The following is a 25,990-nucleotide window of genomic DNA, read 5'->3' on the forward strand; positions in this document are numbered from 1 at the left end:
CCACACCCCGCCTGCCTCAACTCGCTCTCGACAGGTAATCTCCCGTCTCCGTGCTCACACGAATCACGTCACCGGTGCTGACAAACGCCGGGACGTTGACGACGAGGCCGGTCTCCAGCGTGGCGGGCTTCACCTGTGCGGCAGCCGTCGCGCCTTTGATGCCGGGCACGGTGTCGAGCACCTTGAGGTCGACCGAGGTAGGCAGCTCGATACCGACCGGCTGCCCCTCGTGGAACTCCACCTTGAGAGTCACCTCCGGCAGCAAGTAGTAGACCGAATCGCCGAGCGCCTCGTCCGAAAGGTGCACCTGCTCGTAATTCTCGAGGTCCATGAAGCAAAACTGCGAGCCGTCACGATAGACGAACTGCATTTCCCGTTCGTCGAGGATGCCCCGCTCGATGAAATCCTCCGAGCGAAACTTGTGCTCGAGCAACGTGCCGTCCCGGACCTTTCGAAGCTTGGCGCGCACGAAGCCCCGCTTGTTGCCGGGCGTCATGTGCGCCGTTTCGAGCACGCGGTACAGCTCTGTGTTGTGCTTGATGAGATTTCCCTTCCGCAGTCGGGTTGCTTGAACCGAAAGACTCATGACGCTCCCATAATCACGAGCCCGACCTGAAGGTCGGGCGAGCTCCAGATAATTTCCGAAGGCGCGCAGCCACGGCTCCGCACAGAACCCTTTATGCTACCAGCCTTCGCTCGCCCCCGGCGAGCTTCGGCTAGGCAAGCCTGATTGCCCCCTATAATTGGACCCATGCGACGCGTTGCGAAATTTGCCGCCTACATCCTCATTCTCCTCGCCACCGCCACGCTGACCGCGGCACAGGAATCATCGTCGATCGTCGGCTACTCTGACAGCGCCGCCGCCGAGCACCGCGCGTGGGTCGAGAAGTTCCGCGCTCTGCCATCCACCGATCGGCTTCACGAGGCCATGAAGCATCTTTCGGCTCGGCCGCACCATGTCGGTTCCGACTACGACAAGGAAGTCGCGGAATGGATCCTCGCTCAATTCAAGGCATGGGGCTGGGATGCCCAGATCGAGGTATTCGACGCGCTCTTCCCGACACCCAAAGAGCGCTTGGTGGAGATGATTGCCCCCTCCGAGGTCGCCGCAACATTGCAGGAGCCACCTGTCGCGGAGGATCCGACGTCGAATCAGCAGAGTGAGCAGCTTCCCTCCTACAACGCGTATTCCATCGACGGAGATGTCACCGCACCCTTGGTTTACGTCAATTACGGCATCCCTGCAGATTACGAGGAGCTGGAGCGCCTCGGTGTCTCGGTCGAGGGCGCCATCGTGATCGCAAAATATGGCCAGTCGTGGCGCGGGATCAAGCCGAAGGTGGCGGCAGAGCACGGCGCGGTGGGTTGCCTGATCTACTCCGATCCGCGCGACGATGGGTATTTCGAGGGAGACGCCTTTCCTCGCGGACCATGGCGCCCCGAGCAGGGCGTGCAGCGCGGGAGCGTCATGGACATGCCGCTCTATCCTGGCGATCCGCTGACACCTGGCGTCGGGGCCTTACCTGACGCCAAGCGCTTGGAGATCGCCGAGGTCAAGACGCTCACGAAGATCCCGGTGCTGCCCATCTCGTACGGTGATGCCGCTCCGCTGCTGCGCGCGCTCGATGGGCCGGTGGCGCCTGCAAGCTGGCGCGGCGCCTTGGGCTTCACCTACCACGTCGGGCCAGGCCCGGCGAAGGTCCATCTCAAGGTGGCGTCCAGTTGGGAGCGCAAGCCGGTGTACAACGTCATCGCAAAGATCCGAGGAGCGCTCTACCCCGACGAATGGATCGTCCGCGGCAACCATCACGACGCATGGGTCAACGGGGCACAAGATCCCATCTCCGGCATGGTCGCAGAGCTCGAGGAGGCGCGCGCGCTGGGCGAGCTCCTGAAGCAAGGGTGGCGGCCCAAGCGAACGATTGTCTACGCCGCATGGGGCGCCGAGGAGCCGGGCCTGATCGGCTCCACGGAATGGGTGGAGGCACACGCTGAGGAGCTGCGACAGAAGGCGGTGGCCTACGTGAACTCCGACAGCAACAGCCGTGGGTTTCTCGCGATGAGCGGCTCGCATCTCCTCGAACCGGTCGTCAACCATGTGGCCCGCGACGTGGACGACCCGGAGACGGAGCTCTCCATCTGGAAGCGACTTCAACTGCGGCGAATCGCGCAGGCGGACTCGCAGGAAGAACGGCAGGAGATCAGGCAGCGGCCCCATCTCAGGCTAGGTGCGCTGGGCTCAGGATCGGACTACACGGCTTTTCTGGATCACCTGGGCATCGCGTCGCTCAACCTCTCGTTCAGCGGTGAAGCAGACGGTGGCATCTATCATTCCATCTACGACGACTTCTACTGGTACTCGCGCTTCGGCGATCCGGACTTCGTGTACGGCCGCGCGCTGGCGCAAACAGCCGGCAGTGTCGTCATGCGGCTCGCCGATGCCGAGCTCTTGCCGTACGACTTTTCGGCACTCGCGGATACCGTGGCGGTCTACCTCGACGAAGTGAAAGAGCTGGCAACGTCGCAGCGTCGGGACATCGAGGAGCGCAATCGGCAAATTGACGAGGGGGTCTTTGCCGCAGTCACGGATCCGAAACGCCCCCGCCCGCTGCCTGCGCGCGAGGAGGTTCCGCCGCATATCAATTTCGCACCGCTCGAGAATGCCGTCGACGCGCTTCAGGCTGCCGCCGAGCGATATGGCCAAGCCGTCAACCGCGTTCACGCAAACGGAGGGAAAGCGTTGGCACAGGGCGGGGCCTCCGCGATCAATCGCGAGCTGCTCCAAGCCGAGCGTGCGCTCGCGACGACAGAGGGCCTGCCCGAGCGTGAGTGGTACAAGCACCAGATCTACGCGCCCGGCTTCTACACCGGCTACGGTGTCAAGACGCTTCCAGCTGTCCGTGAAGCCATCGAGCAGAAAGAATGGACGCAGGTGGAAGCGGGCGTGGCCAGCGTGGCGAAGGTGCTGGAAGCCGAAGCAGCGCTCGTCGTCCGCGTCGCGGAACAGCTCGAGGCGCTCCCGCACGTGCCATAATCGCTGTATGCGCTGGGATCCGCTCGAAGAGCTGCTGAAGGCGAGCGAGCGAGCAACCCGCCTGGTCGCCTCCCACAGCGCAGGATGGGTGCCCGTCGCCGATCTCTACGAAACCCGCGAGAGCTACACGTTGGTTGTCGAGTTGCCTGGCTTGCGCCTGGAGGACCTCGACCTCAGCGCAACCCCCGGTGCGCTGACCTTGCAGGGGGAGCGCCGGGCACTGCCCGGCGGTGAGGCGAGCTATGTGCGGGTCGAGCGCGGGTACGGCCGCTTCACACGCCGGTTCGAGTTCCCCGACCCTGTTGACGTCTCGGGTGTCACCGCGGACCTGACCAGCGGCGTCCTCACCGTTATCCTGCCCAAGACTCGGGGATCCACATCGGAACGCATCGAGATCGGGTAACAACAGGTCTGCACTTATGAAACGCACATCTCTCATTGTCGTGCTGATTGTGGCCAGCTTCCTCGCCGGCCTGGTCATCGCCGGACGGATGCGCACAGGCGACAGTGTCGACGCGCAGCCGGCAGCGACGACCGCTCCGGCCGTGCAGGTTCGAGCGCCTGGCTCTTCCCTTCCAGACTTCACGGCCGTCGCATCACGCGTCGTGCCCGCTGTCGCCAACATCTCATCCCAACAGGTACGCCGTTCGCCTGCCGATGATCCGTTCTTCCGCTACTTCTTCGGTGAGGACCGTCTGCCCGGTCAGCAGAGCCAGAGCATTGGCTCTGGCGTGATCGTGTCGGCGGATGGCTACATCCTCACCAACAATCACGTGGTTGGCGAGTACGGCGCGAGCATCCAGGTCGTCTTGAACGGCGGCGAGGAGCGTCCCGCCAAGATCGTGGGAGCCGATCCCCATACGGATCTGGCACTGCTGAAGGTAGAGGCGAACGACTTGCCGATGATGCCGTGGGGTGATTCGTCGAAGCTGCGGGTCGCGGAGTGGGTCTTGGCGATTGGGAACCCGTACCAGCTCAATCAAACGGTCACGCTGGGCATTGTCAGCGCACTGGGCCGGAGTGACGTGAATCTCACGGACTATGGTGACTTCATACAAACCGATGCAGCCATCAACCCTGGCAACTCTGGCGGTGCGCTGGTCAACGACCGCGGCGAGCTCGTGGGCATCAACACGGCCATCTACAGCCAGTCCGGCGGCTACCAGGGCATCGGCTTTGCCGTGCCCAGCAACGTCGCGCGCCGCATCAGCGACGAGCTCATTGAGCACGGTGAGGTCCGACGCGGCTACACGGGGATCATGGGGGTCGGCCCTGTAACACGGTACCCGCGGCTGGTACGTCAGTTGGGGCTGAAAGATACGCGGGGCGCTGTGGTCACGCACCTCCAGCGCGGCCCGGCCTACGACGCTGGCATTCGGCGGGGCGACGTCATCCGGGCGGTCAACGGCACGCCGATCACCAACGCGTCGGACTTGGTGCGGCAGCTGCTCGATGCGCCGATCGGTAGCGAGGTTAGACTTGCCGGGATCGATCTCGACGGCCGTGAGTTCGACGTGGAGGTCCCGGTGGTCTCAACGAGTCGTGGGCGCGTGTGACATTGGCCTTCGACACGGCCATATGCCCGGCCACGACGCAGCGCCATGGCTTGTCGGTGCCCACGCTGATGCCGACGCGCGGGGTCCAGGCGATGGGCTCGAGGAGAAAGCCGTGATCCTCCACCAACAGATCCGCACCGCAGAGATCGGTGTTGTTTTGCTCCAGCGTGATCCCTAGCGCACGCGTGAGGTTGCCGGGGCCGCGGCAAAGTGAGTGCCGGGCAATCTCGTGGCCGTTGCGAGAGAGTGCCATGCGCCGGCGTCGCATCAGCTCGACCCCCTTCAGCGGATCGAGCGCGCGTAGGAGCACGGCGGCGGGCGCCCCTTCTGCTTCGGTCACCGCATTCACCAGACAGTGCATCCCGTAGTTGAAGTAGACGTACGCCATGCCCGGGCGACCATAGAGCACGGAGCTCCGCTTGGTCAGCCCGGCCGCGGCGTGGCATGCGGGATCGTCCTCGCCAATATACGCCTCTGCCTCGACGATCACGCCGCTGGCAACGCCGTCGGGAGTGTGGTGGACGAGCACCTTGCCGATGAGATCGCGTGCGACCTCGAGCGTCGGGCGGTCGTAGAAGCCGCGTGGCAGGCGTCTCTTCATCGCTGGCGAATGCGCGCGGCCGCTCGTTCCGCGGCGCGTGCAACGTCGGCGTCCGGATCGCGCTCTGCCGACTCGAGCAGCGCGAGCGCATCGGAGCCGCCAATGAAGCCCAGCACTATCGCGGCGCGCTGCCGAACGAGTGGAGCGCTCTGTTGCAGGGCCGCACGAAGACCTGGGAGGGCCTTGGGACCGAGCTCGACGAAATAGTCCATGGCCTGCGAATAACGCTCGTGCTCGGCGAGCCCAGCCGTGAGCGTCTCTGCTCCCGATCCGCGGCTTGCGACCGACGCGAAGGCCAACGCCAGACGCACGCCTTCGTCCTGCTCGCTCTCGAGCGCTGTCGCCGCCGCCGTCGCCGCCGCCCGATTCCCGCTGCGGGCGAGGCCTTCGACGGCATAGCGACGGATGAGAGGACTGCCATCCCCGAGCCTCTCCCGAAACAGATCCTGGCTCGAGGCGTGCGCGATGTGCGCGAGCCCTTCGAGCGCGGCCTCAGCAAGCGGGCCGCGCTCGTAATACGTGAAGAAGTCGGTGAGCGCTTGTAGCGCACGCCACTCGCGCACCTCGCCTACCGCGCGCATGGCGGCGATACGCACGCTCTCGTCGCGGTCGTTCATCGACGCGATGAGCGCATTGCCCGCCTGCTGCACGCGCAACCGGCCCGCGACGCGGGCGGCAGCACGGCGAATGTCGGCCTCTGGATCCTCGAGCAGGCGAATCAGCGCCTGCGCCGTTCGACCGTCGACCGAGGGACGCGCCATCACACCCAGCGCGTAGACGGCGTGCAGGCGCGTGCGCTCGCTCTGGTCCGCCATGGCAGACGCGAGGTTCGCCGTCAGCTCCCCGGGCACAGGTTGGAAAATCACGCTGTAAGGGCCCAGATCGAACGCCGCCTCGGCCAGGTTCGTGTTGCGCAGCTCAACGATGCCGACGTAGCGACGCGTCTGCAACGGCTCCGCGACGAAGAAGCCGATCAGCGTATTGAGGGCTTCGCGCTGGATGTCGTCGAGTGGGTCGCGCAGCAACGTCGAAATGGGGCCAATCGCCTCAGGGTAGCCGGTCTCTCCCAGCGCGCGAAGCGCACCCCGCCGCAGCTCCGGATCCGCGCTCTTCAACTGCGCCACGACCGACTCGAACGTCGGCGCCGGCAAGCGCTGTGCGGAAGCGCCCGCCACACCGAGCGCCACGCATATCGCGATCAAGGCGAATCTGCCGTTGTGACTCATCTCACGAACCGTCCGGCCGCCTCGGTGAGGCGCGTTACGGCCGCCTCGGCGAGGCGGCCCTACCTAATACTTCCCGCTGCCGACACTCCGCCCCGCGATTGCTGGAGCACGCGGGCAAGCCACCTCCCCGTGTGTGATCTCGGGTGAGCCGCGACCTGCTCCGGCGTGCCGGCACACACCACTTCTCCGCCTTCGTCACCGCCCTCCGGCCCCAGATCCACGATCCAGTCTGCCGTCTTGATCACGTCGAGGTTGTGCTCGATGACCAGCAACGAGTGTCCCGCCCCCAGCAGCCGGCGGAACGCTGCCAGCAACTTGGCGATGTCATCGAAGTGTAAGCCGGTTGTCGGCTCGTCGAGCACATAGAGCACCCGCTCACCCGCGCTCGAGGCCAGGTGCGCCGCGATCTTGATGCGCTGCGCCTCTCCACCGGAGAGGGTGGTGGCTGGCTGCCCCAGCTTCAGATAGCCGAGCCCGATCTCGTCCAACAGGTGAAGCCGTCGCAACACCTTCGGCGAGTTGTTGAAGAACGAGATGGCTTCGCGCACCGTGAGATCGAGCACCTGGTTGATGTTCTTGCCTTTGTAGGTGACCTCGAGGACTTGCGGCCTGAACCGCTTGCCGTCGCACACCTCACATGGAACGAAGACATCGGCCAGGAACTGCATCTCCACCCGCACCTGACCTTCGCCTTCGCACGCGTCGCAGCGGCCGCCGGGGACATTGAAGGAAAAGCTGCTCGAGGTCAGGCCGCGCGCGCGCGCGTCCTTGGTCGACGCAAACAGCTCGCGGATCGGGTCGAACGCCTTGAGGTACGTCACCGGGTTCGAGCGCGGCGTCCGTCCGATCGCCGTCTGATCGACGAGCACGATGTCCGTGATGAACTCGATCCCTTCGATTCGCTCCAGTTTGCCGACAGGACGGTCGTAGTCGCCCTTGAGGCGCTTCAAGCCTGCGTAGAGCAGGTCGTGGACGAGCGTCGACTTACCGGACCCGCTGACACCCGTGACGCACGTGAGCACGCCAAGCGGGATGTCGACGTCGATGTGCTTCAGGTTGTGCTCGTGCGCACCGAGCACGCGAAGATACTGCCCGGTTGGGCGCCGGCGCGATGACGGCACCGGAATCGCCAGCTCATCCCGCAGATATTTGCCCGTCAACGAGCGCGGCTCCGCAAGAAGTCCCTCGATCGAGCCCGCGTACACGACCCTTCCACCTTGGTCGCCAGCGCCGAGACCCAGGTCGATGATCTCGTCCGCGACGAGAATCATGTCCGCGTCGTGCTCGACGACCAGTACCGTATTGCCTTGATCCCGAAGCTGTCGGAGGATGGCAATCAGCCGCTCGTTGTCACGCGGGTGCAGCCCGATGGACGGTTCGTCGAGGACGTACAGTGTCCCGACGAGCGAGGCGCCGAGCGCGGTCGCGAGGCTAATGCGCTGCGCTTCGCCTCCCGAGAGCGAGGACGAGAGCCGGTCGAGTGTCAGGTAATCGAGCCCAACATTGACGAGAAAGCCGAGCCGCCGTGTGATCTCCCCGAGCACCTTCTCGGCAATCGCGGCGTCGCGCGGACCCAGCTGGAGCTCTTCGAAGAATCGCTGCGCCTCGCGAATCGTCCGGGCACAGACCTGGTCGATGGTCTTGCTTCCCACCTGCACATCGCGCGCGTCGCGGCGCAACCGTGTGCCCCCGCAGTCGGGACACTCCAGATAGCCGCGGTAGCGGCTCAAGAACACGCGGATGTGTACCTTGTACTTCTTGCGCTCGAGCCACCGAAAGAAGCCGCGAATCCCTTCGAACTCATCATCGTCGCCGTCCAACACGAAGCGCTGCTCTTCGGCTGAGAGATCCTGCCACGGCACGTTGACCCGCACCCCGCGCGCCTTGGCCGCGCGCTTCAGCTGTGTCTGATAGCTTCGATAATTCGGGCGGCTCCATGGCTCCACCGCACCGTCCGCCAATGTCTTCGTCTGGTCCGGTACGACCAGCCCGACATCGAGCTCCATCACGTTGCCGAACCCGTGACACGTGGGGCACGCGCCGAAGGGATTGTTGAACGAGAACAGCCGGGGCTGTGGCGCTTCGTAGGCAATGCCGCACGTGCGACATTCGAAGCGCTCGCTGAACAGGTGCCGCACGGGTGGGCTGGTGTCGCCCTCCGCCTCGACGACGGGAGCGGGCCGTCCCAGAAGCCCTCTCTGGGGCCCTCCCTGGGGCGTAGAAGGCGGCAGTTGGATGGCGAATGCCGCGCCGCCGCCTTCCAGATACGCCACCTCGAGCGAGTCGGTCAGGCGGCTGCGTACATCCCCTTCGATCTTGACGCGATCGACGATGACGTCCAGCTCCGTGCGGCCGGCGAGCGATTCGGGGGCGAGGTCGGCCAGGCTGACGACCTGGCCGTCCAAGAGCAGTCGCGTGAAGCCCTTGCGCCGCAGCACATCGAGCGTTGCGGTCAGCGAATCGGTGGTCGTCTCACCGTCGTGACCGTCCAGGTCTAGAGAATCGCCTGATCCTGCCTCGATCTTCTCGCTGCCCTCGCCATTGTCGTCGACGTCGTTCGCGTCCGAATCGGCAATCGCCTGCGCATCGACCGTCACGAGCGGGAAGCCGAAGCCAAGCAGCAACCGCGTTCCCTCTGGCAACGCGATCAGTCGCTCGGCCACGGCCTCCGGCGTCTCTCGCGTGACCTCGCGGCCACACTGGCGGCAGATCGTGCGGCCGACGCGCGCAAACAGCAAGCGGAGATAATCGTGAATCTCCGTGGTCGTGCCGACGGTCGAGCGCGGGTTCCGCACGGCGTTCTTCTGGCGGATGGCAATGGCGGGCGGAATGTTCTCGACGGCGTCGACGTCCGGCCGCTCCATCCGCTCGAGAAACTGCCGCGCGTATGCCGAGAGCGACTCGACGTAGCGCCTCTGCCCTTCCGCGTACAGGGTGTCGAAGGCCAGTGACGACTTGCCGGAGCCGCTGACACCGGTCACCACGATCAGCTTGCGTGCGGGGAGCGCAACGTCGACGTTCTTCAGGTTATGGGTGCGCGCGCCGCGGACGATGACATCACGAATAGGGAGCCGACTGGACGAAATCATGAAGGCGTTCCACGGGCGACACTCCCAAGCAGTGCCCGAAACGAGCATCGTAGCTCACGCGGCGGGGCGGGTGCAATGCAAGGGGTCAAGGGATCCAGGGGTCGAGTGATCAAGGGACGGGCGCCGTAGGGGCAGGCGGCTCACGCTCTGCCCCAAAGCTTCGAGGCCCCCTTGATCCCTCGATCCCTTGCCCCCTTGCCCCCTTGGAGAGGTGGTACCCTCTTGCGCTGGCTCGGGCGTTCTGGGATACCATCACCCTGTAGAGTCTGGAGATTCTGGCGGAATCGCCGGAAAGGCTTGCCGTAGCGCAGGTCGCCAGCCTGCCCCAACGTTGCAGTCAGCACCGATGGCCGCACCTGCCGAGCGCCTGCCGGTCGCCGCGCGACTTTATGTCGCGGCCGTCACCCTGGGCGGCGTGTGGGCGTTTGCCTCCTCCTGGCCGCTCGATTTGAAGAACCCGCCATTGTTTGCGGGCCTCTTCGCCCTCGCAACGGTGGCATCGGCCTTCAAGATGCAGGTGCCGCTGCCGCGAGGCTGGGCGACGATGTCGCCCGGGTATGCGGTGATTTTCGCGGGTCTCCTGCTCCTGGGCGTTGACGCCGCGCTGCTCATGGCGCTGGTGAGCGCCTGGATGCAGTCGACCTTCCACGCACGCTCCCCGCAGCCCTTCTACCGTAAGCTCTTCAACGCCGCCGTTCTCGCCCTCTCCGCCTACTCGGCAGACCTGGCCATGACCGCCCTTGGCGGCCGCTCTGGCGATCCGAGCACGGTCCTGCTGATGGCGCCACTGCTTGGTGCCACGTCGGCGTACTTTCTCGTGAACTCGTTCGCGATTGCCACGGCCGTGGCCATCACGACCGGCCAGCCGGTGCTCCGCTGCTGGCAGGACAACTTTCTCTGGAGTGGCCCTGGTTATTACCTCGGCGCCGCCCTGGCCGCCGCCTGTGTCATCGTCATCGAACGAGGCGCCTGGTGGCTGACGCTGTTCGTCGCGGTCCCGGTACACCTCATCTATTACACCTATCGCGTCTACTTCACGCAGTTGCAAAAGGAGCAGGCGCGCGTCAAGGCGATTGCTGACTTGCACGCCAAGGCGGTTGAAGCGCTCGCCTCGGAGAAAGAGCGGCTGGCTGTCACGGTCAGCAGCATTGGCGATGGCGTGATCACGACGGATCTGGAGGGCCGCATCACGCTGCTCAACAACGTGGCGGAGCAGCTCACGGGTTGGTCGCGAGACGAGGCGGTCGGCCACGATCTCAGTGAAGTACTGCACCTGGTCGACCGCACGGCGGGCACGCCGCGAGAGCATCCGCTGGCGCCGGTCCTTGCCACGGGGCGCATGCCGGAAGCGGAAGCGCACTGCGATCTCATGGGCCGGACGGGAACCCGCGTTCCGGTGCACCTGACCGGCGCACCCATTTGCGATCGCGACGGGCGCCAGATGGGCGTTGTCCTGGTGGCGCGCGACGTGACCGAAGGCATTCGCCTCGAACGTGAGCGTGTGCGTGCGAGCAAGCTGGAGTCGCTGGGCGTCATGGCAGGTGGGATTGCGCACGACTTCAACAACGTCCTCACGGCGGTGGTCGGCAACCTGGCCCTCGCGCAACAGCGCAATGAGAATCTGTCCGAAGATACGACGATGTGGCTCGAGGAGGCCGAGAAAGCGTGCCTGCGGGCGCGCGGTCTGACGCACCAGCTGCTCACGTTCTCGAAGGGCGGCGATCCGATCAAGCGCAGCACCTATGTCGGCGGCCTGGTCGACGCGGCCGTTCGGTTCGCCGTGCGCGGATCGAATGTCCGCTGTTTCGTCGAGGCGCCACCGGACCTCTGGCCCGTCGAAGTCGACGAGGCCCAATTCGAGCAAGTGGTGAACAACATCGTGATCAACGCGCAGCAGGCGATGCCGCGTGGCGGTGTCCTCGAGGTGCGCTGCACGAACGTGTGGGCATCGCCACCGCATGCCGACATGCCGACGCAGGACAAACCGTTCGTCCGAATCGGTATTCGCGACCATGGGACGGGAATCGCTCCCGAGGATCTGGCGCGTATCTTCGATCCGTACTTCACGACCAAACCCAGCGGCACCGGCCTCGGCCTCGCGGTCGCCCACTCGGTTATCAAGGGCCATGGGGGCTTCATCTCGGTGGAATCAGTCCATGGTGCCGGTGCCAACTTCAACATCTTCCTGCCCCGTGCGGTGAGCACCACGGTGCAGCCTGCGGCCAGCTCGACGGCGCCGGTGCCGCGCGGCCGGGGCCGGATTCTCGTGATGGATGATGAGCGCATCATCAGCGACGTCACCTCGGCGATGTTGCGGGCGCTCGGCTACGAGACCGAGGCCGTGGCCGATGGCCGGCAAGCGTTGGAGCGCTACCGTGTGGCACAGCAGGCATCCCAGCCCTTTGCCGCCGTCATTATGGACCTGACGATCCCCGGTGGCATGGGCGGTGTCGAAGCCGTCAGCCGCCTGCGTGAGGTCGATCCCGAAGCCCGTGTGCTCGTCGTCAGCGGTTATGCCGACAGCGGTGTGCTGGCCGACTATGAGCAGCACGGCTTCGATGCCCTCCTTCCCAAGCCATTCTCGCTGCGCGACCTCGCAGTCGCCCTGAGCGCTCTGCTCCAGCCTGAAGGGAAATCGACGGTACACTAAGGCGTGTCTGACATCCTCGTGTGGGACGGGCTCGAACCTTGCCCGTACTTGCTCGATCGCAAGGCGCGGATGCCGTTGCGCCTGCCGTCCCGCCGGTTGACCCCGCCCGAGGTAGACGCGCGGCTCGCGACTGGCGAGCGGCGGCTGGGCGCGTTGTGGTACCGGACGGCGTGTCCCACGTGCGCTGCGTGCGTCCCGCTGCGCCTCGACGTCCGTCGGTTCACGCCGTCGCGGTGGGGACGTCGCGTGCTGCGGCGTGGTGACGCCAGATTCCACGTGCGCACCGGCCGGCCGTCGGTCGACGCGCCGCGATTGGCGCTCCACAACAAGCACCTCATCGAACGCGGCCTTGCCGACGGTCGCGCGCAGACCATCGGTGCCGATACCTACCGTCGCCATTTCGTGACGACGACGTGCGACACGCTGGAGCTGAGTTACGAGGTCGATGGTCGGCTGGCCATGGTGGCGATTACCGATCGCGGCCAGGAGTCGCTTTCGGCAGTCTACTGCTACTACGATACCGGCCTTGCGCAACTCAGCCCTGGCAGCTACTCGATTTTGAAGCAGTGGCAGCTCTGTCGTCAGTGGGAGCTCCGCTACCTCTATTTGGGCTTTTACATCGCTGATTCACCGCGTATGCGCTACAAGGCCCGCTTCGTCCCGCACGAGCGCCTGATTGACGGCGTGTGGCAGCCGTTCCCGACGCAGTAGATAGTCCCTGTAGCCCTCCCCCGGCCATCCGTTCGCGATCGGGGTCAAACAAGGATAGGACGCCTCGCCGAGGCGTTCGGACGGTACGCTCACGCCTTCGCGCTCCGCGCTACGGCGGACGAGCCGGCAAACGGGCGCTACCTCGCGCGGAGGCCACTTATGCTGTCACGGCGGACTGCCCTCCTGATTTTCTTACTCGTAAGCACCACGGCCGGCGTTTCGTACCCATCTGCGACGGTGCTGGCTCCTCAGGCCCCGCCGACGGTGGCCGCCACGCGCACCCCGATGAAGGCGTTCGCCTCCGAGCGGGAGCTTCTGGCGTTCCTCGAAGAGCTCGGCAAGCGGCAGAAACGCGAGCGGCGAAGGACAGAGACGATCGGCGTTACGGGCGGGGTGGTGGGCGCGCTCCCAGCACCTTCACCTCAGGCAGCCGCCTCGCTTTCCACCGAGCAAGCGACAGCGGACTCCATCACCAACACGCAGCACGCCGGCGTCGACGAAGGGGACATCGTCAAGGTCCATGGTGAGCACCTGGTGATCTTGCGGCGAGGACGCCTCTTCACGGTTGCGATTGCCAACGATGAGCTGACGCCAGTGTCGAGCGTCGACGGCTTTGCGCCTGACATCGACCCGCGCCGCAGTTGGTACGACGAGATGCTCGTCGCCGGAGACACGATTATCGTGATTGGCTACAGCTACGAGCGCGGCGGCACCGAGATCGGACTGTTCGACATCGATGCCAAGGGGCGTCTCTCGTATCGATCGACGTATCACCTCCGGTCGAACGACTACTATTCGTCGCGCAACTACGCGAGCCGGCTGCTCGGTGACACCCTCGTCTTCTATGCTCCGCTCTACGTCGATGCGACCGGTTCCGTGCCCACGGCCTGGCTACCTGCGCTGCGGCGATGGCGCAGCGGCACAACCGCCGCTGATTTCGAGCGCATCATCGAGCCGTCGCGCATCTACCCTCCGGTCGACGATTCGGCGTCTCTGACGCTACACACGGTCACGGTGTGCGATCTTGCGAGCCGAGACATGACGTGCAGGGCGACGGGTGTCATGGGCCCACCGGGACGCGTCTTCTACGTCTCCCCTGATTCCGTGTACGTATGGATGACGCCGTGGTGGCGGACCGCCGCCGCTCGTCGCTCGCTGCTCTATCGCCTGCCGCTCGACGGGTCGGAACCGTCAGCCCTGCGCGTCAGGGGGGCACCAATTGATCAGTTCTCATTCCTTCAGAGTCGGGATGATCATCTGAACGTGCTCCTGCGCGCGGACGCACGCGGCGACACGATGTGGAACGCCGAGGGTCCTGGGCGTGGCGTGGCGTTGCTGCGTGTTCCCCTCGCGCAGCTCGATGGTGATGCGCCGGAGGCTCCGGCGGATCGATATCGCGTGTTGCCGGCCCCGGACGGTCGCGCGTTTCAGAATCGGTTCGTTGGAGAGTACGTGCTCTATGGGACCGGGACCACCTGGACGCGCCGCGATCCAGGCGACACCGACAACTCCTTGTACGCCTACCGATTTGCGGGCCAGGCCGATCCCGTGTCTCTGCCTCTGGGACACGCTGTGGATCGGATCGAGGCCATGGGCGGCGATGCGATTGCGGTTGGCGGCAGCGACCGTGACCTGCACTTCACGGCGGTCGGCCTCCAAGGGCAGCCTCGGCTCGGTGGCCGGTTCACCGAGCAGGCGGCGGTGCAGGGTGAGCTGCGCAGCCACGGCTTCTTCTACAAGCCAGACAGCGAGGCGAACGGGATGTTCGGACTGCCGATCCGCTCCGCGGAGCAGACCGGCGCGTCACATCTTCGACATGACTCTGCGTTCGTGCGTTATGTGCGGAACCGCTCGTTGAACTTCAGCGATGCCGGCAAGCTCGTGGCCCGTCACGACGGGGCGCAAGACGATGCGTGCCGCGCATCGTGTGTGGACTGGTACGGCAACGCGCGACCGATTTTCTGGCGCGATCGCCTGTTCGCGTTACTGGGCTACGAGATCGTCGAAGGCCGGCTCGACGAAGGGCGCGTGCAGGAGTTGCGGCGGGTCAACTTCGCGCCCGGCGTCGCGCGCAGCACGCAGTAGCTGCTACACTTCTTCGGAGACGATGTCCGGCGCGCGGAGGAGATCCGTGGTTCGGCTGTGGCGGAGGGCCAGCCGCTTCGTTCGCGGCGCTCGGCTGGTTGCGTACGGGCTCGTCGACACCGATCACCCGCTGCTCGCCCAGATGGTCGTGACGCGGCGCTGCAATCTCGACTGTACCTACTGTAACGAGTTCGACAAGGTTTCGGCGCCGGTGCCACTCGTGGCGATCCTCCGGCGGCTCGACAAGCTCGCCGCGTTCGGCACGGCCGCGGTGGCATGCACGGGCGGAGAGCCGCTCCTCCATCCCGATCTCGATGCGCTCCTTCGAGGAATGCGCGAGCGAGGGATGACCTCGGCACTGCTCACCAACGGGTACTTGCTGTCGCCCAAGCGCATCGAGGCACTCAACCAGGCGGGCCTCGACTACCTCCAGATCAGCATCGACAATGTCGCGCCGGACGCAGTCTCCAAGAAGAGCCTGCGTCTGCTCGACCGCAAGCTCGAGTGGCTCGCGGAGCATGCCCTGTTCGACGTGCACATCAACTCGGTGCTCGGCGCCGGCGTCCCGCAGCCGGAGGACGCTTATGCGATCACGCAGCGGGCACGCGCCCTTGGGTTCTCCACGTCGGTGGGCATCATTCATGATGGCAGCGGGCACCTCAAGCCTCTCGCGCCCAAGGAGCGGGAGGTCTACGACGCCATCGCGCGCGACGCGCGCGACATGCCGGGCTATTTCAAGAACCTCTATTCGGGGTTGCGGCGGCACGAGCGGAACCTCGTCGAGGGGCGTCCCAATCGGTGGCGCTGTCGCGCAGGCGCGCGGTATCTCTATATTTGCGAGGACGGCCTCGTGCACTACTGCTCGCAGCAGCGCGGCGCGCCAGGGATCCCGCTGGAGGCGTATGCCGTGTCCGACATCCGGCGTGAGTTCCTTGCGCCGAAGTCCTGCGCGCCGTACTGCACCATCGGCTGCGTGCACCGCGTCTCCGTCATGGACTTCTGGCGCGCGCCGCAGGACCCGCCCCAGGCCCATTGATGGCTTCGGGCCATCGACAGGCTTCGGGCCATCGACTCGTAGATCCCCGGACCGTGTGCTAGACTTCTTAGGTTCTCCTGATGGACGCTCGTTCAACAGGGGAGCTCTTCCCACCACACCGGCCGGCGTAGCTCAGTTGGTAGAGCAGCTGATTCGTAATCAGCAGGTCATCGGTTCGAGTCCGATCGCCGGCTCCAATAGAATCAATCACTTACGGGAATCACACAGAGCGCTCGAGAGGCTTCGGGTAGCGGATGGGTAGCGTCAGAGAAACGCCCCAATTCCTCGTCCGGGCTTCGGTAGGCTTTCGCTCGACACAACCCCAGGAGATCCGCGATACTGGCGTGGAGACGACAACCAATGCTCGTGCTACACCTTGAGGTTGACCGCGAAGAGGATGGCCGCTGGCTGGCCGAAGTGATCGATCTGCCCGGCGTGCTCTGCTATGGCGAGACCGAAGATGACGCGCGCCGCCAGGCTATTGCGCTCACGTTCCGGGTGCTTGCTGACCGCGCCGAGCATGGCGAGCTCGAAGAATCATCCCTCCATCAGCTCTCCCTGGTTACCGCGTGAGTCAGTGGCCGAGCACACAGGCGCCTCGCGTCCTGCGTGCGCTCGAGAAGATCGGCTGGTCGATGAAGCGTCAAAGCGGCTCACACCGGGTCCTCGCGCGTCCCGGATGGCCGGATTACGTGTGGGCCTTTCACGATAAGGTAGAACTTGGCCCGACGATGCTGTCGCGCATCGCCAAGCACACGGGACTGACCCCCGCTGATTTGTAGCCCCGTACGACAACGCCGACCCTATCGGTCCGTGACCGTCCGTGACCGTCTCAGACCGTCACTGCTCGTGCGCCCAGCACCAGCAGACCGCCGCGACGGCGAAACACAGGAGGCTCAGCATAGGGTTCGAGGATGCCGGCGTGTGCCGTCTGCATGAAGCGCGCGCCCTAGAGACCACTCCAGGACGACGGGCAGGGCACACACGGCACTTGCGGTCGGCCGGCGCAACCGGGATCGCGCCCCGCCTTTCTTAGACGCCCGCGTTGCGGAACAGCGTCCGGTATTCGTCGATGCCGGCAGCCAAATCGAGCCTGATCTTGGTCTCGACGCCATCGATGTCGAACCCGACGCGCGTCTCGACGAACGGGCCCGCCTCGCCACTGAGCTCGAAGTAGCGCAGCCCGCCTGGCGTCGGTTCACTCCCGACATACCAGGGATCCGCGGCCAACCGCGCATCAACGACGACACTCAACCTGTAGGGCTGGACGTCGCTGGACGTCGCCGGCGTGATATCGGCCACGAATTGCCGCCCCTCCGTCTCGCGCTTGGGAGCGACGATGAGGTATCGCGGCTCGAGGTTCAACACATGCCCATCGGGCGAGGTCTGCGTCCGTAGCGCCTCGACCGCCTCGCTCACCGTCGTCAGCGAGATCGCGCCAGGCGTGCCGATGTTGTTGTGCGATGCGTGAAAGACCGGGAACCCGTCCGCCATGTTCGCCGTCGACTCCAGCGCCGCGACCAGTCGATCCGCAATCAGCCGGGCCGCCGCCCGTCCACCGCTCTGCATCGCACGAGACAGCGCGTCCAGATCGTCATTGACCAACGCCTGCCGGCTCACGCTGAACACACGGCCGAAGGTCGCAAGCTGGAACGTCTCGCCGCCTTCCGTGATCGTGGCCCGCTGAAACTCGCCGTGCTCGAGCACTTGCGTGAGATCGGGAAAGTTATCGACCTGCAAACTCCGCGTGGGCTTGAAATCGTTGATCGTGCCGCGCCTCGCCACCGCAATGATGCCGCTCCGCGCTTCTTCGTACGCACTCTGGAGCGTCTTATTCGCGACGTCACCAAGGATGCCGGGAAAGTCCGATGTCGTGTGAAATCCACTACGCTGCTCGAGCAGCGCGCCCACGACCTGGCTGTCAGACATCGTCCGCGTCGAGACGCCGTGCGCGCTCAACAGCTCGCGGCCAAGCACAGTCAGCGACATTCGAGCAAACGGCGCCGCGTGCTGTGACGGCTGCGTGCCGCTCATCCGGGCATACAGCCCCTCGGCCATCTGGCTACGCAGCTCGTGATGGCTCGATCCATGCACACGATCGCGCTCGGGCGCGCCGGTCGGCCCAGCGTTCGGCGGCAGCTGCGCATCGCGACGCGCCAAGTGGTCGATCAACGCTGCGCGCGCTTCGTCCAACGTCGAGCAATTGCGTCGGATAAACGCATCGGCATCGGCGATTGAGAGGTGGAAGTTTCTGCATTGCTCGACGAAGAACGCCTCGACCGATTGGCTCGTGTCGAGCTGAATGCGGTTCTGATGTGGAGGTGTAATCTCTGGCATAACTCCCTGACTCCTTACTCGCGCGTTCGGGTCGGCGCCCAGCGGCACGATCGAAATTTCGTGCGGCTCCCAATCCGTGACTCTCACGGTCGGTGGCTCGCCGTTGCCGTTCGCGACTGGCGGGTCGGTCCGGTGGATCTTGTATCCGACCGAATTATTTCGGACAACGCCTTGCGCGATCTTCGAAAAGATGGAGTCCGCGACCTCATCACCTTCAGCGAACCGCAACGTGGCCACGCCTTCGCCGTCCCGCAGCGACGCGCGCTCAACAACGCCGATGACGTGCCGCACATCGTGGCCCTGATGGCTGTTCAGGACCGGTGCGCTTCCGGACTGCAATCGACCCATGCGGACGTGACGCGGGTCGAGACTCAATTCCTCGAAAAACGGCCCATCGAAGCCCTGTCGCAACACGCGCTCGCCGGTCGACCAGACGACCTCCACGGTGCGAGCCTTCTCGTTCAATGTCGATGGTTGAACGCTCGCCGCGCGCGTGCGGAGCTGGTCAGGCATCGGGGGGCACCTCCATCGCGGCATCCTCGAGCCGCTCGCACAGGCGAGCCCAGAGCGCCGGGGCATCGATCGTGATCGTCGCGAGACCGTCCCGGTGCACGTACTGGTGCCGATGCAAGATGGCCAGCGCGAGCGACTCGACCATCCCCCACGAAACCTTACCCGGGAAAAACCCAATCTTCACGAACTCAGACATCGCGGCGATCTTTGCCAGGTCGTGGTAGCTATAACCTCTGTGCCCGCTCAGGCCGAGCGCGTCCCCGCTCAGCTCCAAGACGTCGCGAAATCTCCACGTCCTCACGGTGGCGCCGGGCACGCCCGTGACTGCTTCCGCGACCGCTGCCGTGTAGCTCCGATCCGCAAATGAAAACATGTTTCACCCGTCACGAAAACCGTAGCACGGTCCCGCGCCCGTGTCAGAAAATGAATACCGCAATGACGGCCGCGCGCTAGTGACCGGGCGTGTCGTCCGGCATGGCCTCCAGCGCGAGCCGCTCGGCGAGCTCCTGAGCAAACCCGCGTTTGAGCGCGTCGGCGAGCGACTTCCCCCAGACGTCATGCCCCGCTGGGTCGATTGTCATCGCGGCACGAATCAGGCTTCCGGTGAGCCGTCGCGCGACGGCGGGCGTCATAGCCGGCAGGGGCGACTCCGTGGCGTCTGGCCGGATGATGACCATCTGAATCATCTCGGTGTCGTACCGCACCTGGATCTCGTGACCGCCGTCAATCATCAGTTTGTCGTTCATCGTGTCCTCGCGATACTTCGTCGTAAATCCATCAGTTGCCCCGCCAACCTCGCGCACCGCGCCCGCGCCAGCGCCAGCGACCTCGACGGCTTGATGGGTCCGGGGACTCTCAACATCGCCGGACGACGCCCAGGATACGCCGGGCACGGCTCGCGCTCCAGCCGATCCGCGACCTCGGTGAGCGCCGATCTGATGTGCTGATCGATCAGCGCCGTGACCTGGGACGCGTCCGTCAGCGTCGCGACCTGGGATGTCAACTCCTGGGGTATACGCAGGCACCGCTCCCTGATGAGCCTGTCCGAGTGGGCGCGCTCCCAGTCGGCCTCGACGGCGCGCACGTGGCTCCCGAGGATCTCCCGGACCTGCCCCGCCAGCCGGCGGGCCATCGCGTCCTGTTTGGCGCACAGCGCTGAGACCAGCTCGGTGTTCTGCCGCTTCCTCGGTCGGCCCCGTGATTTTCCGTGTACTTTTTTCATCGGTAACTCGTTGGCAAATGCGACCCGTAGACCCGCAATGGTGATACTCCCCCGGAGGACCCGTGACGCCCTGGGTAGGGGGTCACGCCTTCGCTCTCCGCCGGCGCGGGCAGCACTCGGCGAGCGTGCTGAACTCCTGGCTCGTGACGACGGTCTCCATCTCGCACTGCTCGCACCGCACGCGGTAGGTGGCCCGGCCCTCGCTATCGAGACCGAGCGAATCGACAACGACGCGCGTGCCGTGACGTTGGCCGATGTGCAGGCCCCAGGGGAACAGCATCCCGTTCATGCCACACGAGCCTTTCGTCGGAGGTGCTCACAGATCCGACGCAGCCACACGGCCGGGCTCCCGCCCTTCGTGGCGTTCTTCGGCTGTCCGTTCGAGTGGCGCAGCCAGCGCTCAGCCTCGGCGAGAATGTCGGGTCCAGGGTCGTACCCGTCTGGCCATGCCCAGTTCGTGACCTCCTGATACCAAGCACCTGCGAAGGGGTTCTCCATGCGTGAGCGGTCATCAGGGCTGTTGCACGGCCACATCTCAATGACCTGCTCGGCGTAGGCATCATCGAGATCCGCGACCGTCATGTAGGTCTGGCCTTGCCGCTTCCGTTGCCGGGCCTTCGCTGGCCGTGGCGCCGTTCGGGATGCAGGGGTCTCCGTCTGTCGCGACTCCTGTGCGATGACGCCGAGCAGGGTCTCGTGCGCCATAAGGTAGTCCGTGCCGTCCGCCTCGTGGATCTCGTACTCCCGTGACCCGTCGCGTTGTCGCATCGGCTTAACCGTCCATCCCTTGGCTCTGGCCCAGCGCCCGACCTGCTCGAGCTCATCGACGCTGGCGAAGGCGCGCGACCGATCGGCGGCGGGAGGGGGGACGGCGGAACGTGGGGGGAGGGGCGAGCCGTTGGCTCGCGTCTGTCCAGCGTGACCAGGTTCTCCAGGTCGTGACGCCTCTGGTGTCTGAGCCGTAGGCGAAGCACGTTCTTCGTCGGTCACGGGGGGACGCGAGCCTAAGCGAGCGGAGAGAGCGTCAGCGATCGGGACATCGGAGCCTGCCTCCGATGCAGTACATGGTTTTCCTTCTGGTTCTACTGATTGTTGGGTGAACCTGGGGACAGGGTTTTGTGTCTCGCCGTTCAGGGTTTCTGTCTCGCCGTTCAGGGTTTCTTCCGGAGTGTCGTCTGACGTTCCCCTGACGTCCCCCTGGGAAACCCTGTCCGTGGGTTCAGGGTTTAGGCTTCGAGGCCACAGGGCGCCATCATCCATGAGATAGCTGGTGGTGAGATGTCGTCCGCCGCCTTGTCGGAGTACTTTGAGAACACCCATGTCACGGAGCGCCGCAAGCTGTTTGTTGACTGCTCGACTCGTCATGCCGGTCTCGCGTGCGAGCCGGTCGACACTCGGATAGATGCGCTCACCAGTGGCGTCATCGGCGTACTTCGCTAGCACGGTGGCCAGAAACCGGAGCCGTGGCGGGAGGTCCGAATCGAGCACCTGCTGAATCAGGCGCAGCCCCACGTCAGACGCTCCCCTCGGTCGGAACGGGATGATCGATGCGCTCATGATGATGTAGAATCATCTCGTCTCCGATCTGCACCCACGGTAGACATCCGACTGTCCCGTCCTTTCGTCGCTCACGCCCGGCTAGGCGCCGGGCGTTTCGTGTCTCACAGCGCACCTTGGGCTTGCTCTGCGGTGTGTTGCCGCACGCGCGACTCGAGCCACTGATCGATATCGCAACGGCGGTACAGCACGCGCCGCCCGAGCTTCACGTAGCGCGGCCCGAACCCGATCCGCCGCCACCGCTCGATGGAACGCTTGCTCTGCCCGATCTCGTCGGCGAACTGGTCTTCAGGTACGAGGATAGTTTGTGCTTGCATCGTGACTCCTCGACGCACCCTTATGCGCGTCAGTGAGTCAACGATGGCATGCGTGGGTCTTACCGACCTACGTTAGCGGTAACACTTTCTGCGGGAGATCTCTTTTTGGAGGGTACTGGCTGCGACCTTGAAGGTCTGCGCCACGTGGCGCGCACAGGCCGCGGCGGAGTGGGTCGGGTGTCGGTCGCGGTAGTCAGCGACCGCGCGGAGAACCTGATCCCAATCGACAGCGTCGCGCCGCTCACGTGCTAGCCGGGAAGCCTTGATCAGCCTGCGTCGTGTTCGTCGCCCGAGTGTGAGGTCTTGCATCGTCTGGACGTGCGCCCCGACGTCGGCCAGGCTCCCGATGGGGAAGATCGTCTTCGGGCGTCGGCTCATCGCTGCCGCCTCCCGAGTGCCGCGCTGAGGGTGTCGCCTGTGGCCTTGCTCGCGGCCCGTAGCGGGTCGTCCATCAAATGGCTATAGCGTTGGGTGGTCTGGGCCTGCGTATGCCCGAGCAGCGCCCCTACGACGGCGAGCGTTCGGCCCTGCGAGATGGTCACGGACGCGAACGAGTGGCGCAGATCGTGAATCCGCGCATTCTTGAGCCGCGCGCGACGGCAAATCCACTTCCAGGCTTTCGCGGGGATGACACGATGCGCGCCCTTTGTCTTTCGGCCTGTGCCGGGAAACACGAACGGTGAGCCTTCGAACCGCGGCCAGTCGGCGAGCACTTGCACGGCCGGCGGGTTGAGGTAGATCGGCTTCGCGCCCCGCTTCCGTGGCTTCCGAATCTGGCCCGTGACGAGATCGACCTCGTCCCAACGCAGCGCGCAGATCTCCATCACGCGTGCCCCGATGAAGACCAGCAACTTGACGATGGCGACACTCGAGGGAGACAGCCGGCCGTAGCGCGCCCCGACCCGCAGCGCGGCGCCCAGGCGCTTCAGCTCCTCGGGTGAGAGGTAGCGCTCCCGATGCGTCTCTCGGAAGCTCACGAGCCGCTGACAGGGGTTGCTGCCCACGTCCCGGTAGCCGTGGCGCTCACACCAGGTGCAGAGGCTCGACAACGTGGCGAGCACGCGGTTCGCCTGCATCTTCGTTCCGCGTAGGCGATGTTGCAGCTTAGCCGCATCCGCCGAGGTCAGATCGGAGATGGGAACCGAGCCCAGCACCGGGCCAATGTGCTGCGCGATGTGGTGACGGTAATTTCGCTGTGTCGCGGGCTTCAGATGGACGTCTGCGTGCTGCTCAAGGAACTGCTCGGCCACGTCACGCGTGAGAATGGCGCCTCTGGCCGCGTCCTTGACGCTCAGCGGGTCTTTCCCGTCCGCGACCAGCCCGAGATACCGCTTCGCCTTGCGTCGCGCCTGGTCGAGCGTCACGGCTTCCACGCGCCCGAGATTCGCCCAGCGATAGCGCCCCGATGGGAGCCGGTAGCCGAGGCGGTAGGTCTTCCTGCCCGCAGGGCTCACCCTCACGCCGAACGCCGGGAGCTCGCTGTCCCACACGATGTAGCGCGTGGGGCGTGGCTTGAGCTCCTGAATGCGCTTGATCGTCAGGGCGTGCTGATTGGGGTCAGCAGTCCATGCCTGCCGAGCTCTGGGTAGCGCATGGGTAGCGCGCGGATGCGGAATGGTGCGTGCCACAGCGTAGAGTGTAGCACGAATCGCCAGTGTTTGCGGGCCTATGCGGAAACGCGCGTGTGTGATGAATGCCGAGACCTGCTTTTCGTAATCAGCAGGTCATCGGTTCGAGTCCGATCGCCGGCTCCAAATCACCCAATTAAAATCTAGCGTAAGTGAGATGCTCAAGGTGGGAGTATCAAACGGCTTGCATGCGAGGATCCGTCTAGGATCCAGGGCAGGGCCGAAGCCCTGCCCCGGTCCGGGTGGGGGAAGGGCAGGGGCTTCAGCAGCACACCGTAGACCACACTAAAGATGGCGACGTTGGCTCCGATCCCGAACGCCAGCGTCACGATGGCCGCTGCCGCGAAGGCCCGTTGTTTCCGCATGGATCGCAATCCGAACTTGACGTCCTGAACAACATCCGCCAGCGGACGAAATCGTTGACCGTCGCGATGCATTTCTTTCACCTGCTCCACACCGCCGAAGCGCAGTCGCGCGGCCCGGCGGGCCTCCTCCGGTGACATGCCGGCGCGGAGGTTGTCCAGTTCCGCTTGCTCCAGATACGCCACAATCTCGTCGTGCAGTTCGCGCTCGACCTGCCGGCTACGAACGAGTCCGAGTACGCGGGCCACGAACGCGCGGAGACTCATGACAGCGACTCCAGAAAACGCGCCACCATGGCGCTGGTCCGCTCCCAGTTGGCGACCTCTCGCTGCACCTGCTTCGCGCCCGCGTTCGTGAGCGAGTAGACCTTGACCCGGCGCTTCGTCTCCGACACACCCCACTGCGTACGAATCCAGCCTTTCTGCTGGAGGCGCAGCAACGCGGGATAGATCGAGCCTTGGTTCAGACGCAGAACGTTTCCGAAACTTGCTCGATCCGTCGCGCCAGCCGATACCCGTTCATCGGCCCAATGGCTTGCAAGGTCTTGAGCACGAGCAAATCCAGCGTGCCGTACGGTACGTCAGCCTTGGGATCAGACATGTTGCGTCTCTACAGATGCAAGATAAGCCCAAAGCTGTAGGCTGTCAACAGCTACGCTGAAGGTCGGCTGTTCCGGTGTCTGCACGGGCGCCCCGGGCTCTTTAGGCCCGCCTCTTGGCACGAGCGAGCACATCATGATTGCTGTGCCACTGTATAGTGGTTTGTGACCTGCCTGAAGCTCAGCATATGGGAGAGGGGCATGATCTGGCGCGCGGCCCTGATCCTCGGGGTCGTCCTCAGCTCATCAGCACAGCCGGAGACCGACGCGGCGCGGATCCTGAAAGAAGCCGATCGACTCGCCTGGCTGCGGGCGTGGACTCGTGCCGCACCGCTCTACGCAGAAGCCGAGCGGGAAGCAGCGCCCGATTGTCGTACCGGATCAGGTCGTGACCGCGTCAAAATTGAGTCCGGACATCGGCCTCATCCGCGTGACGATGTTCCCAGGGATCCTCGGGATGGACGTGGCGCGCGATATCAGTCGGGCCGTGCGAGATTTGGGGTACTCACGACTCATCTTCGATTTGCGCGGCAACACCGGTGGCGGCATCGGCGGCCTTCGACTCATGAGCCATCTGTGCGCGGACAAACGGGGTGTCGGCTACAGCGTCAGCGCCGCTCAGATGCGCAAGGGCTACGAGAAGGAACGCCTTCCGCGGTTCGACCACATCCCCTCGTCCAAGCTCGGGGTGCTTCCTCTCATCTTCCGCTTCAGCATGGCTGGTCGATCCGTCGCGGTGTTCACTGAAGGTCTCGGTGTTCAGCCCCATCACGGCCACGTCGTGATGCTGATCAACGAGCACTCGGCCAGCGCTGCGGAGATGGTCGCGGCCTTCGCGTCGGAGTACCGCCTCGCGACACTTATCGGCGTGAAGACCGCCGGCCGACTCGTCGCCACAAGCGCCTTCAAGGTTGGCGTCGGGTATCGCGTCCTCCTGCCTGTCGCTGCGTATTTCACTTGGCAGGGCACGAATCTCGAGAGGCGGGGCGTGCAGCCGGACATTGAAGAGCGGCTGTGCCCGGAGAGGCTATGGGATGGAGAGGACACGCAACTCAAACGCGCACGGGCCCAACTAGCCACAAGTGCGGCTCCCTAACGTCACACTGCGGGGACTACGCCACCGCAGAGAACGCCGTGGCGATCGCTGACACCGTGCGAGGGGCAAGACCTCTAGCGACACTCAGTTGCGGCTCGCCAGGCAGACGTGGTCGCACCAGGCACCGCTGCGTTTGAAGGTGCACCAATTTCGTTAGCTTTAATTAAGGGTGTTTTAGGGGTGAACTTGGCGAACTCATATCTCCGCCAATTGCCCCTGGTCGGCCGCCAGGACCTGTTCTTGCCGTTCGTTCCGAGGGCATCCAGGACGCGGGAAAGCCATGGTGGCAAAAGAGGAGCGGGGCTCAACCGGAACGTGTTGAAGCGAAGTGATAATGTCCCCTCGCGAGCGAAATAGAAATGTCCCCTAAG

24 protein-coding genes, 1 tRNA gene and 1 pseudogene are annotated in these 25,990 nt (G+C 64.9%); 11 read left to right on the forward strand and 15 right to left on the reverse strand.

What is annotated here, in order from left to right; genetic code table 11:
- Positions 1 to 16: 16 nt before the first annotated feature.
- Positions 17 to 586: an elongation factor P gene (gene efp / locus GEV06_01405; protein ID MPZ16561.1), complete on the reverse strand. Its 570-nt coding sequence runs from the start codon at positions 584 to 586 to the stop codon at positions 17 to 19.
- Between the two features lie 165 nt (positions 587 to 751).
- On the opposite strand from efp, the gene GEV06_01410 reads away from it, so the two are divergent.
- The 3 genes from GEV06_01410 to GEV06_01420 are packed head-to-tail and all read left to right on the forward strand — an operon-like array spanning position 752 to position 4,590.
- Entirely contained in the window at positions 752 to 3,034 is a 2,283-nt protein-coding gene (locus tag GEV06_01410; protein MPZ16562.1) for a M28 family peptidase, read from the forward strand.
- Between the two features lie 7 nt (positions 3,035 to 3,041).
- Positions 3,042 to 3,437: an Hsp20 family protein gene (locus GEV06_01415; GenBank protein MPZ16563.1), complete on the forward strand. Its 396-nt coding sequence runs from the start codon at positions 3,042 to 3,044 to the stop codon at positions 3,435 to 3,437.
- Between the two features lie 16 nt (positions 3,438 to 3,453).
- Entirely contained in the window at positions 3,454 to 4,590 is a 1,137-nt protein-coding gene (locus GEV06_01420; protein MPZ16564.1) for a trypsin-like serine protease, read from the forward strand.
- Here GEV06_01420 and GEV06_01425 read toward each other — a convergent pair.
- Genes GEV06_01425 through uvrA form a run of 3 tightly spaced genes read right to left on the reverse strand, consistent with a single transcriptional unit; the run spans position 4,508 to position 9,506 of the window.
- Positions 4,508 to 5,191, reverse strand: a complete 684-nt coding sequence (locus tag GEV06_01425; GenBank protein MPZ16565.1) for a DNA-3-methyladenine glycosylase — start codon at positions 5,189 to 5,191, stop codon at positions 4,508 to 4,510. The genes GEV06_01420 and GEV06_01425 overlap by 83 nt on opposite strands.
- Positions 5,188 to 6,417 (reverse strand): hypothetical protein, encoded by a 1,230-nt coding sequence (locus GEV06_01430; protein ID MPZ16566.1) that lies wholly within the window; start codon positions 6,415 to 6,417, stop codon positions 5,188 to 5,190. Before GEV06_01430 ends, GEV06_01425 begins: the two co-directional genes overlap by 4 nt.
- A gap of 59 nt (positions 6,418 to 6,476) precedes the next feature.
- On the reverse strand, positions 6,477 to 9,506 hold the full coding sequence (uvrA, locus tag GEV06_01435) for an excinuclease ABC subunit A (protein MPZ16567.1): 3,030 nt from the start codon (positions 9,504 to 9,506) through the stop codon (positions 6,477 to 6,479).
- Between the two features lie 346 nt (positions 9,507 to 9,852).
- On the opposite strand from uvrA, the gene GEV06_01440 reads away from it, so the two are divergent.
- The 7 genes from GEV06_01440 to GEV06_01470 all read left to right on the forward strand — a co-directional run bounded on the left by GEV06_01440 (position 9,853) and on the right by GEV06_01470 (position 16,770).
- Complete coding sequence (locus GEV06_01440; GenBank protein MPZ16568.1) at positions 9,853 to 12,156, forward strand: PAS domain S-box protein; 2,304 nt, start codon at positions 9,853 to 9,855, stop codon at positions 12,154 to 12,156.
- 3 nt (positions 12,157 to 12,159) lie between these two features.
- Entirely contained in the window at positions 12,160 to 12,867 is a 708-nt protein-coding gene (locus GEV06_01445; GenBank protein ID MPZ16569.1) for an arginyltransferase, read from the forward strand.
- A gap of 159 nt (positions 12,868 to 13,026) precedes the next feature.
- The gene (locus GEV06_01450; GenBank protein MPZ16570.1) at positions 13,027 to 14,952 is read left to right on the forward strand and encodes a hypothetical protein; all 1,926 of its coding nucleotides are present in this window, start codon (positions 13,027 to 13,029) and stop codon (positions 14,950 to 14,952) included.
- Between the two features lie 22 nt (positions 14,953 to 14,974).
- Complete coding sequence (locus GEV06_01455; GenBank protein MPZ16571.1) at positions 14,975 to 15,988, forward strand: radical SAM protein; 1,014 nt, start codon at positions 14,975 to 14,977, stop codon at positions 15,986 to 15,988.
- A gap of 121 nt (positions 15,989 to 16,109) precedes the next feature.
- A tRNA-Thr gene (locus GEV06_01460) sits at positions 16,110 to 16,185 on the forward strand.
- A gap of 163 nt (positions 16,186 to 16,348) precedes the next feature.
- Positions 16,349 to 16,561, forward strand: a complete 213-nt coding sequence (locus tag GEV06_01465; protein ID MPZ16572.1) for a type II toxin-antitoxin system HicB family antitoxin — start codon at positions 16,349 to 16,351, stop codon at positions 16,559 to 16,561.
- A complete protein-coding gene (locus tag GEV06_01470) occupies positions 16,558 to 16,770 on the forward strand; it encodes an addiction module toxin, HicA family (protein ID MPZ16573.1) in 213 nt (70 codons plus the stop codon). The genes GEV06_01465 and GEV06_01470 overlap by 4 nt, the downstream gene beginning before the upstream one ends.
- A 250-nt stretch (positions 16,771 to 17,020) precedes the next feature.
- On the opposite strand, the gene GEV06_01475 is transcribed toward GEV06_01470, so the two are convergent.
- The 11 genes and pseudogenes from GEV06_01475 to GEV06_01525 form a co-directional block, all read right to left on the reverse strand.
- Positions 17,021 to 18,838: a hypothetical protein gene (locus GEV06_01475; GenBank protein ID MPZ16574.1), complete on the reverse strand. Its 1,818-nt coding sequence runs from the start codon at positions 18,836 to 18,838 to the stop codon at positions 17,021 to 17,023.
- Positions 18,831 to 19,211, reverse strand: a complete 381-nt coding sequence (locus tag GEV06_01480) for a hypothetical protein (GenBank protein MPZ16575.1) — start codon at positions 19,209 to 19,211, stop codon at positions 18,831 to 18,833. The genes GEV06_01475 and GEV06_01480 overlap by 8 nt, the downstream gene beginning before the upstream one ends.
- A gap of 76 nt (positions 19,212 to 19,287) precedes the next feature.
- The gene (locus tag GEV06_01485; protein ID MPZ16576.1) at positions 19,288 to 19,584 is read right to left on the reverse strand and encodes a hypothetical protein; all 297 of its coding nucleotides are present in this window, start codon (positions 19,582 to 19,584) and stop codon (positions 19,288 to 19,290) included.
- Entirely contained in the window at positions 19,581 to 20,060 is a 480-nt protein-coding gene (locus GEV06_01490; GenBank protein ID MPZ16577.1) for a hypothetical protein, read from the reverse strand. The genes GEV06_01485 and GEV06_01490 overlap by 4 nt, the downstream gene beginning before the upstream one ends.
- 82 nt (positions 20,061 to 20,142) lie before the next feature.
- On the reverse strand, positions 20,143 to 20,349 hold the full coding sequence (locus GEV06_01495) for a hypothetical protein (protein ID MPZ16578.1): 207 nt from the start codon (positions 20,347 to 20,349) through the stop codon (positions 20,143 to 20,145).
- On the reverse strand, positions 20,346 to 20,828 hold the full coding sequence (locus GEV06_01500) for a hypothetical protein (protein MPZ16579.1): 483 nt from the start codon (positions 20,826 to 20,828) through the stop codon (positions 20,346 to 20,348). Before GEV06_01500 ends, GEV06_01495 begins: the two co-directional genes overlap by 4 nt.
- A gap of 893 nt (positions 20,829 to 21,721) precedes the next feature.
- Positions 21,722 to 21,934 carry a helix-turn-helix domain-containing protein gene (locus GEV06_01505; protein MPZ16580.1) on the reverse strand — a complete coding sequence of 71 codons (213 nt, stop codon included), beginning with the start codon at positions 21,932 to 21,934 and terminating at the stop codon, positions 21,722 to 21,724.
- Positions 21,935 to 22,006: 72 nt separating this feature from the next.
- A complete protein-coding gene (locus tag GEV06_01510; GenBank protein MPZ16581.1) occupies positions 22,007 to 22,312 on the reverse strand; it encodes a hypothetical protein in 306 nt (101 codons plus the stop codon).
- Positions 22,309 to 23,562, reverse strand: coding sequence for a tyrosine-type recombinase/integrase (locus tag GEV06_01515; GenBank protein MPZ16582.1), 1,254 nt, complete (start codon positions 23,560 to 23,562; stop codon positions 22,309 to 22,311). Before GEV06_01515 ends, GEV06_01510 begins: the two co-directional genes overlap by 4 nt.
- Positions 23,563 to 23,723: 161 nt before the next feature.
- Positions 23,724 to 24,191: a hypothetical protein gene (locus GEV06_01520; protein MPZ16583.1), complete on the reverse strand. Its 468-nt coding sequence runs from the start codon at positions 24,189 to 24,191 to the stop codon at positions 23,724 to 23,726.
- Positions 24,188 to 24,525 (reverse strand): annotated as a pseudogene (locus tag GEV06_01525) (PadR family transcriptional regulator). Before GEV06_01525 ends, GEV06_01520 begins: the two are co-directional and overlap by 4 nt.
- Before the next feature lie 320 nt (positions 24,526 to 24,845).
- On the opposite strand from GEV06_01525, the gene GEV06_01530 reads away from it, so the two are divergent.
- Positions 24,846 to 25,619: a hypothetical protein gene (locus tag GEV06_01530; protein ID MPZ16584.1), complete on the forward strand. Its 774-nt coding sequence runs from the start codon at positions 24,846 to 24,848 to the stop codon at positions 25,617 to 25,619.
- The last annotated feature ends 371 nt before the right edge of the window (positions 25,620 to 25,990 follow it).

It is taken from the genome of Luteitalea sp. (genome assembly GCA_009377605.1).
Taxonomy (GTDB): domain Bacteria; phylum Acidobacteriota; class Vicinamibacteria; order Vicinamibacterales; family Vicinamibacteraceae; genus WHTT01.

Bases quoted from the DNA above. Each gene is read 5' to 3' on its own strand.
- efp (MPZ16561.1), bottom strand. From the start codon at position 586: ATGAGTCTTTCGGTTCAAGCAACCCGACTGCGGAAGGGAAATCTCATC.
- GEV06_01410 (MPZ16562.1), top strand. From the start codon at position 752: ATGCGACGCGTTGCGAAATTTGCCGCCTACATCCTCATTCTCCTCGCC.
- GEV06_01415 (MPZ16563.1), top strand. From the start codon at position 3,042: ATGCGCTGGGATCCGCTCGAAGAGCTGCTGAAGGCGAGCGAGCGAGCA.
- GEV06_01420 (MPZ16564.1), top strand. From the start codon at position 3,454: ATGAAACGCACATCTCTCATTGTCGTGCTGATTGTGGCCAGCTTCCTC.
- GEV06_01425 (MPZ16565.1), bottom strand. From the start codon at position 5,191: ATGAAGAGACGCCTGCCACGCGGCTTCTACGACCGCCCGACGCTCGAG.
- GEV06_01430 (MPZ16566.1), bottom strand. From the start codon at position 6,417: ATGAGTCACAACGGCAGATTCGCCTTGATCGCGATATGCGTGGCGCTC.
- uvrA (MPZ16567.1), bottom strand. From the start codon at position 9,506: ATGATTTCGTCCAGTCGGCTCCCTATTCGTGATGTCATCGTCCGCGGC.
- GEV06_01440 (MPZ16568.1), top strand. From the start codon at position 9,853: ATGGCCGCACCTGCCGAGCGCCTGCCGGTCGCCGCGCGACTTTATGTC.
- GEV06_01450 (MPZ16570.1), top strand. From the start codon at position 13,027: ATGCTGTCACGGCGGACTGCCCTCCTGATTTTCTTACTCGTAAGCACC.
- GEV06_01455 (MPZ16571.1), top strand. From the start codon at position 14,975: ATGTCCGGCGCGCGGAGGAGATCCGTGGTTCGGCTGTGGCGGAGGGCC.
- GEV06_01465 (MPZ16572.1), top strand. From the start codon at position 16,349: ATGCTCGTGCTACACCTTGAGGTTGACCGCGAAGAGGATGGCCGCTGG.
- GEV06_01475 (MPZ16574.1), bottom strand. From the start codon at position 18,838: ATGCCTGACCAGCTCCGCACGCGCGCGGCGAGCGTTCAACCATCGACA.
- GEV06_01480 (MPZ16575.1), bottom strand. From the start codon at position 19,211: ATGTTTTCATTTGCGGATCGGAGCTACACGGCAGCGGTCGCGGAAGCA.
- GEV06_01485 (MPZ16576.1), bottom strand. From the start codon at position 19,584: ATGAACGACAAACTGATGATTGACGGCGGTCACGAGATCCAGGTGCGG.
- GEV06_01490 (MPZ16577.1), bottom strand. From the start codon at position 20,060: ATGAAAAAAGTACACGGAAAATCACGGGGCCGACCGAGGAAGCGGCAG.
- GEV06_01495 (MPZ16578.1), bottom strand. From the start codon at position 20,349: ATGAACGGGATGCTGTTCCCCTGGGGCCTGCACATCGGCCAACGTCAC.
- GEV06_01500 (MPZ16579.1), bottom strand. From the start codon at position 20,828: ATGCGACAACGCGACGGGTCACGGGAGTACGAGATCCACGAGGCGGAC.
- GEV06_01505 (MPZ16580.1), bottom strand. From the start codon at position 21,934: ATGCAAGCACAAACTATCCTCGTACCTGAAGACCAGTTCGCCGACGAG.
- GEV06_01510 (MPZ16581.1), bottom strand. From the start codon at position 22,312: ATGAGCCGACGCCCGAAGACGATCTTCCCCATCGGGAGCCTGGCCGAC.
- GEV06_01520 (MPZ16583.1), bottom strand. From the start codon at position 24,191: ATGAGTCTCCGCGCGTTCGTGGCCCGCGTACTCGGACTCGTTCGTAGC.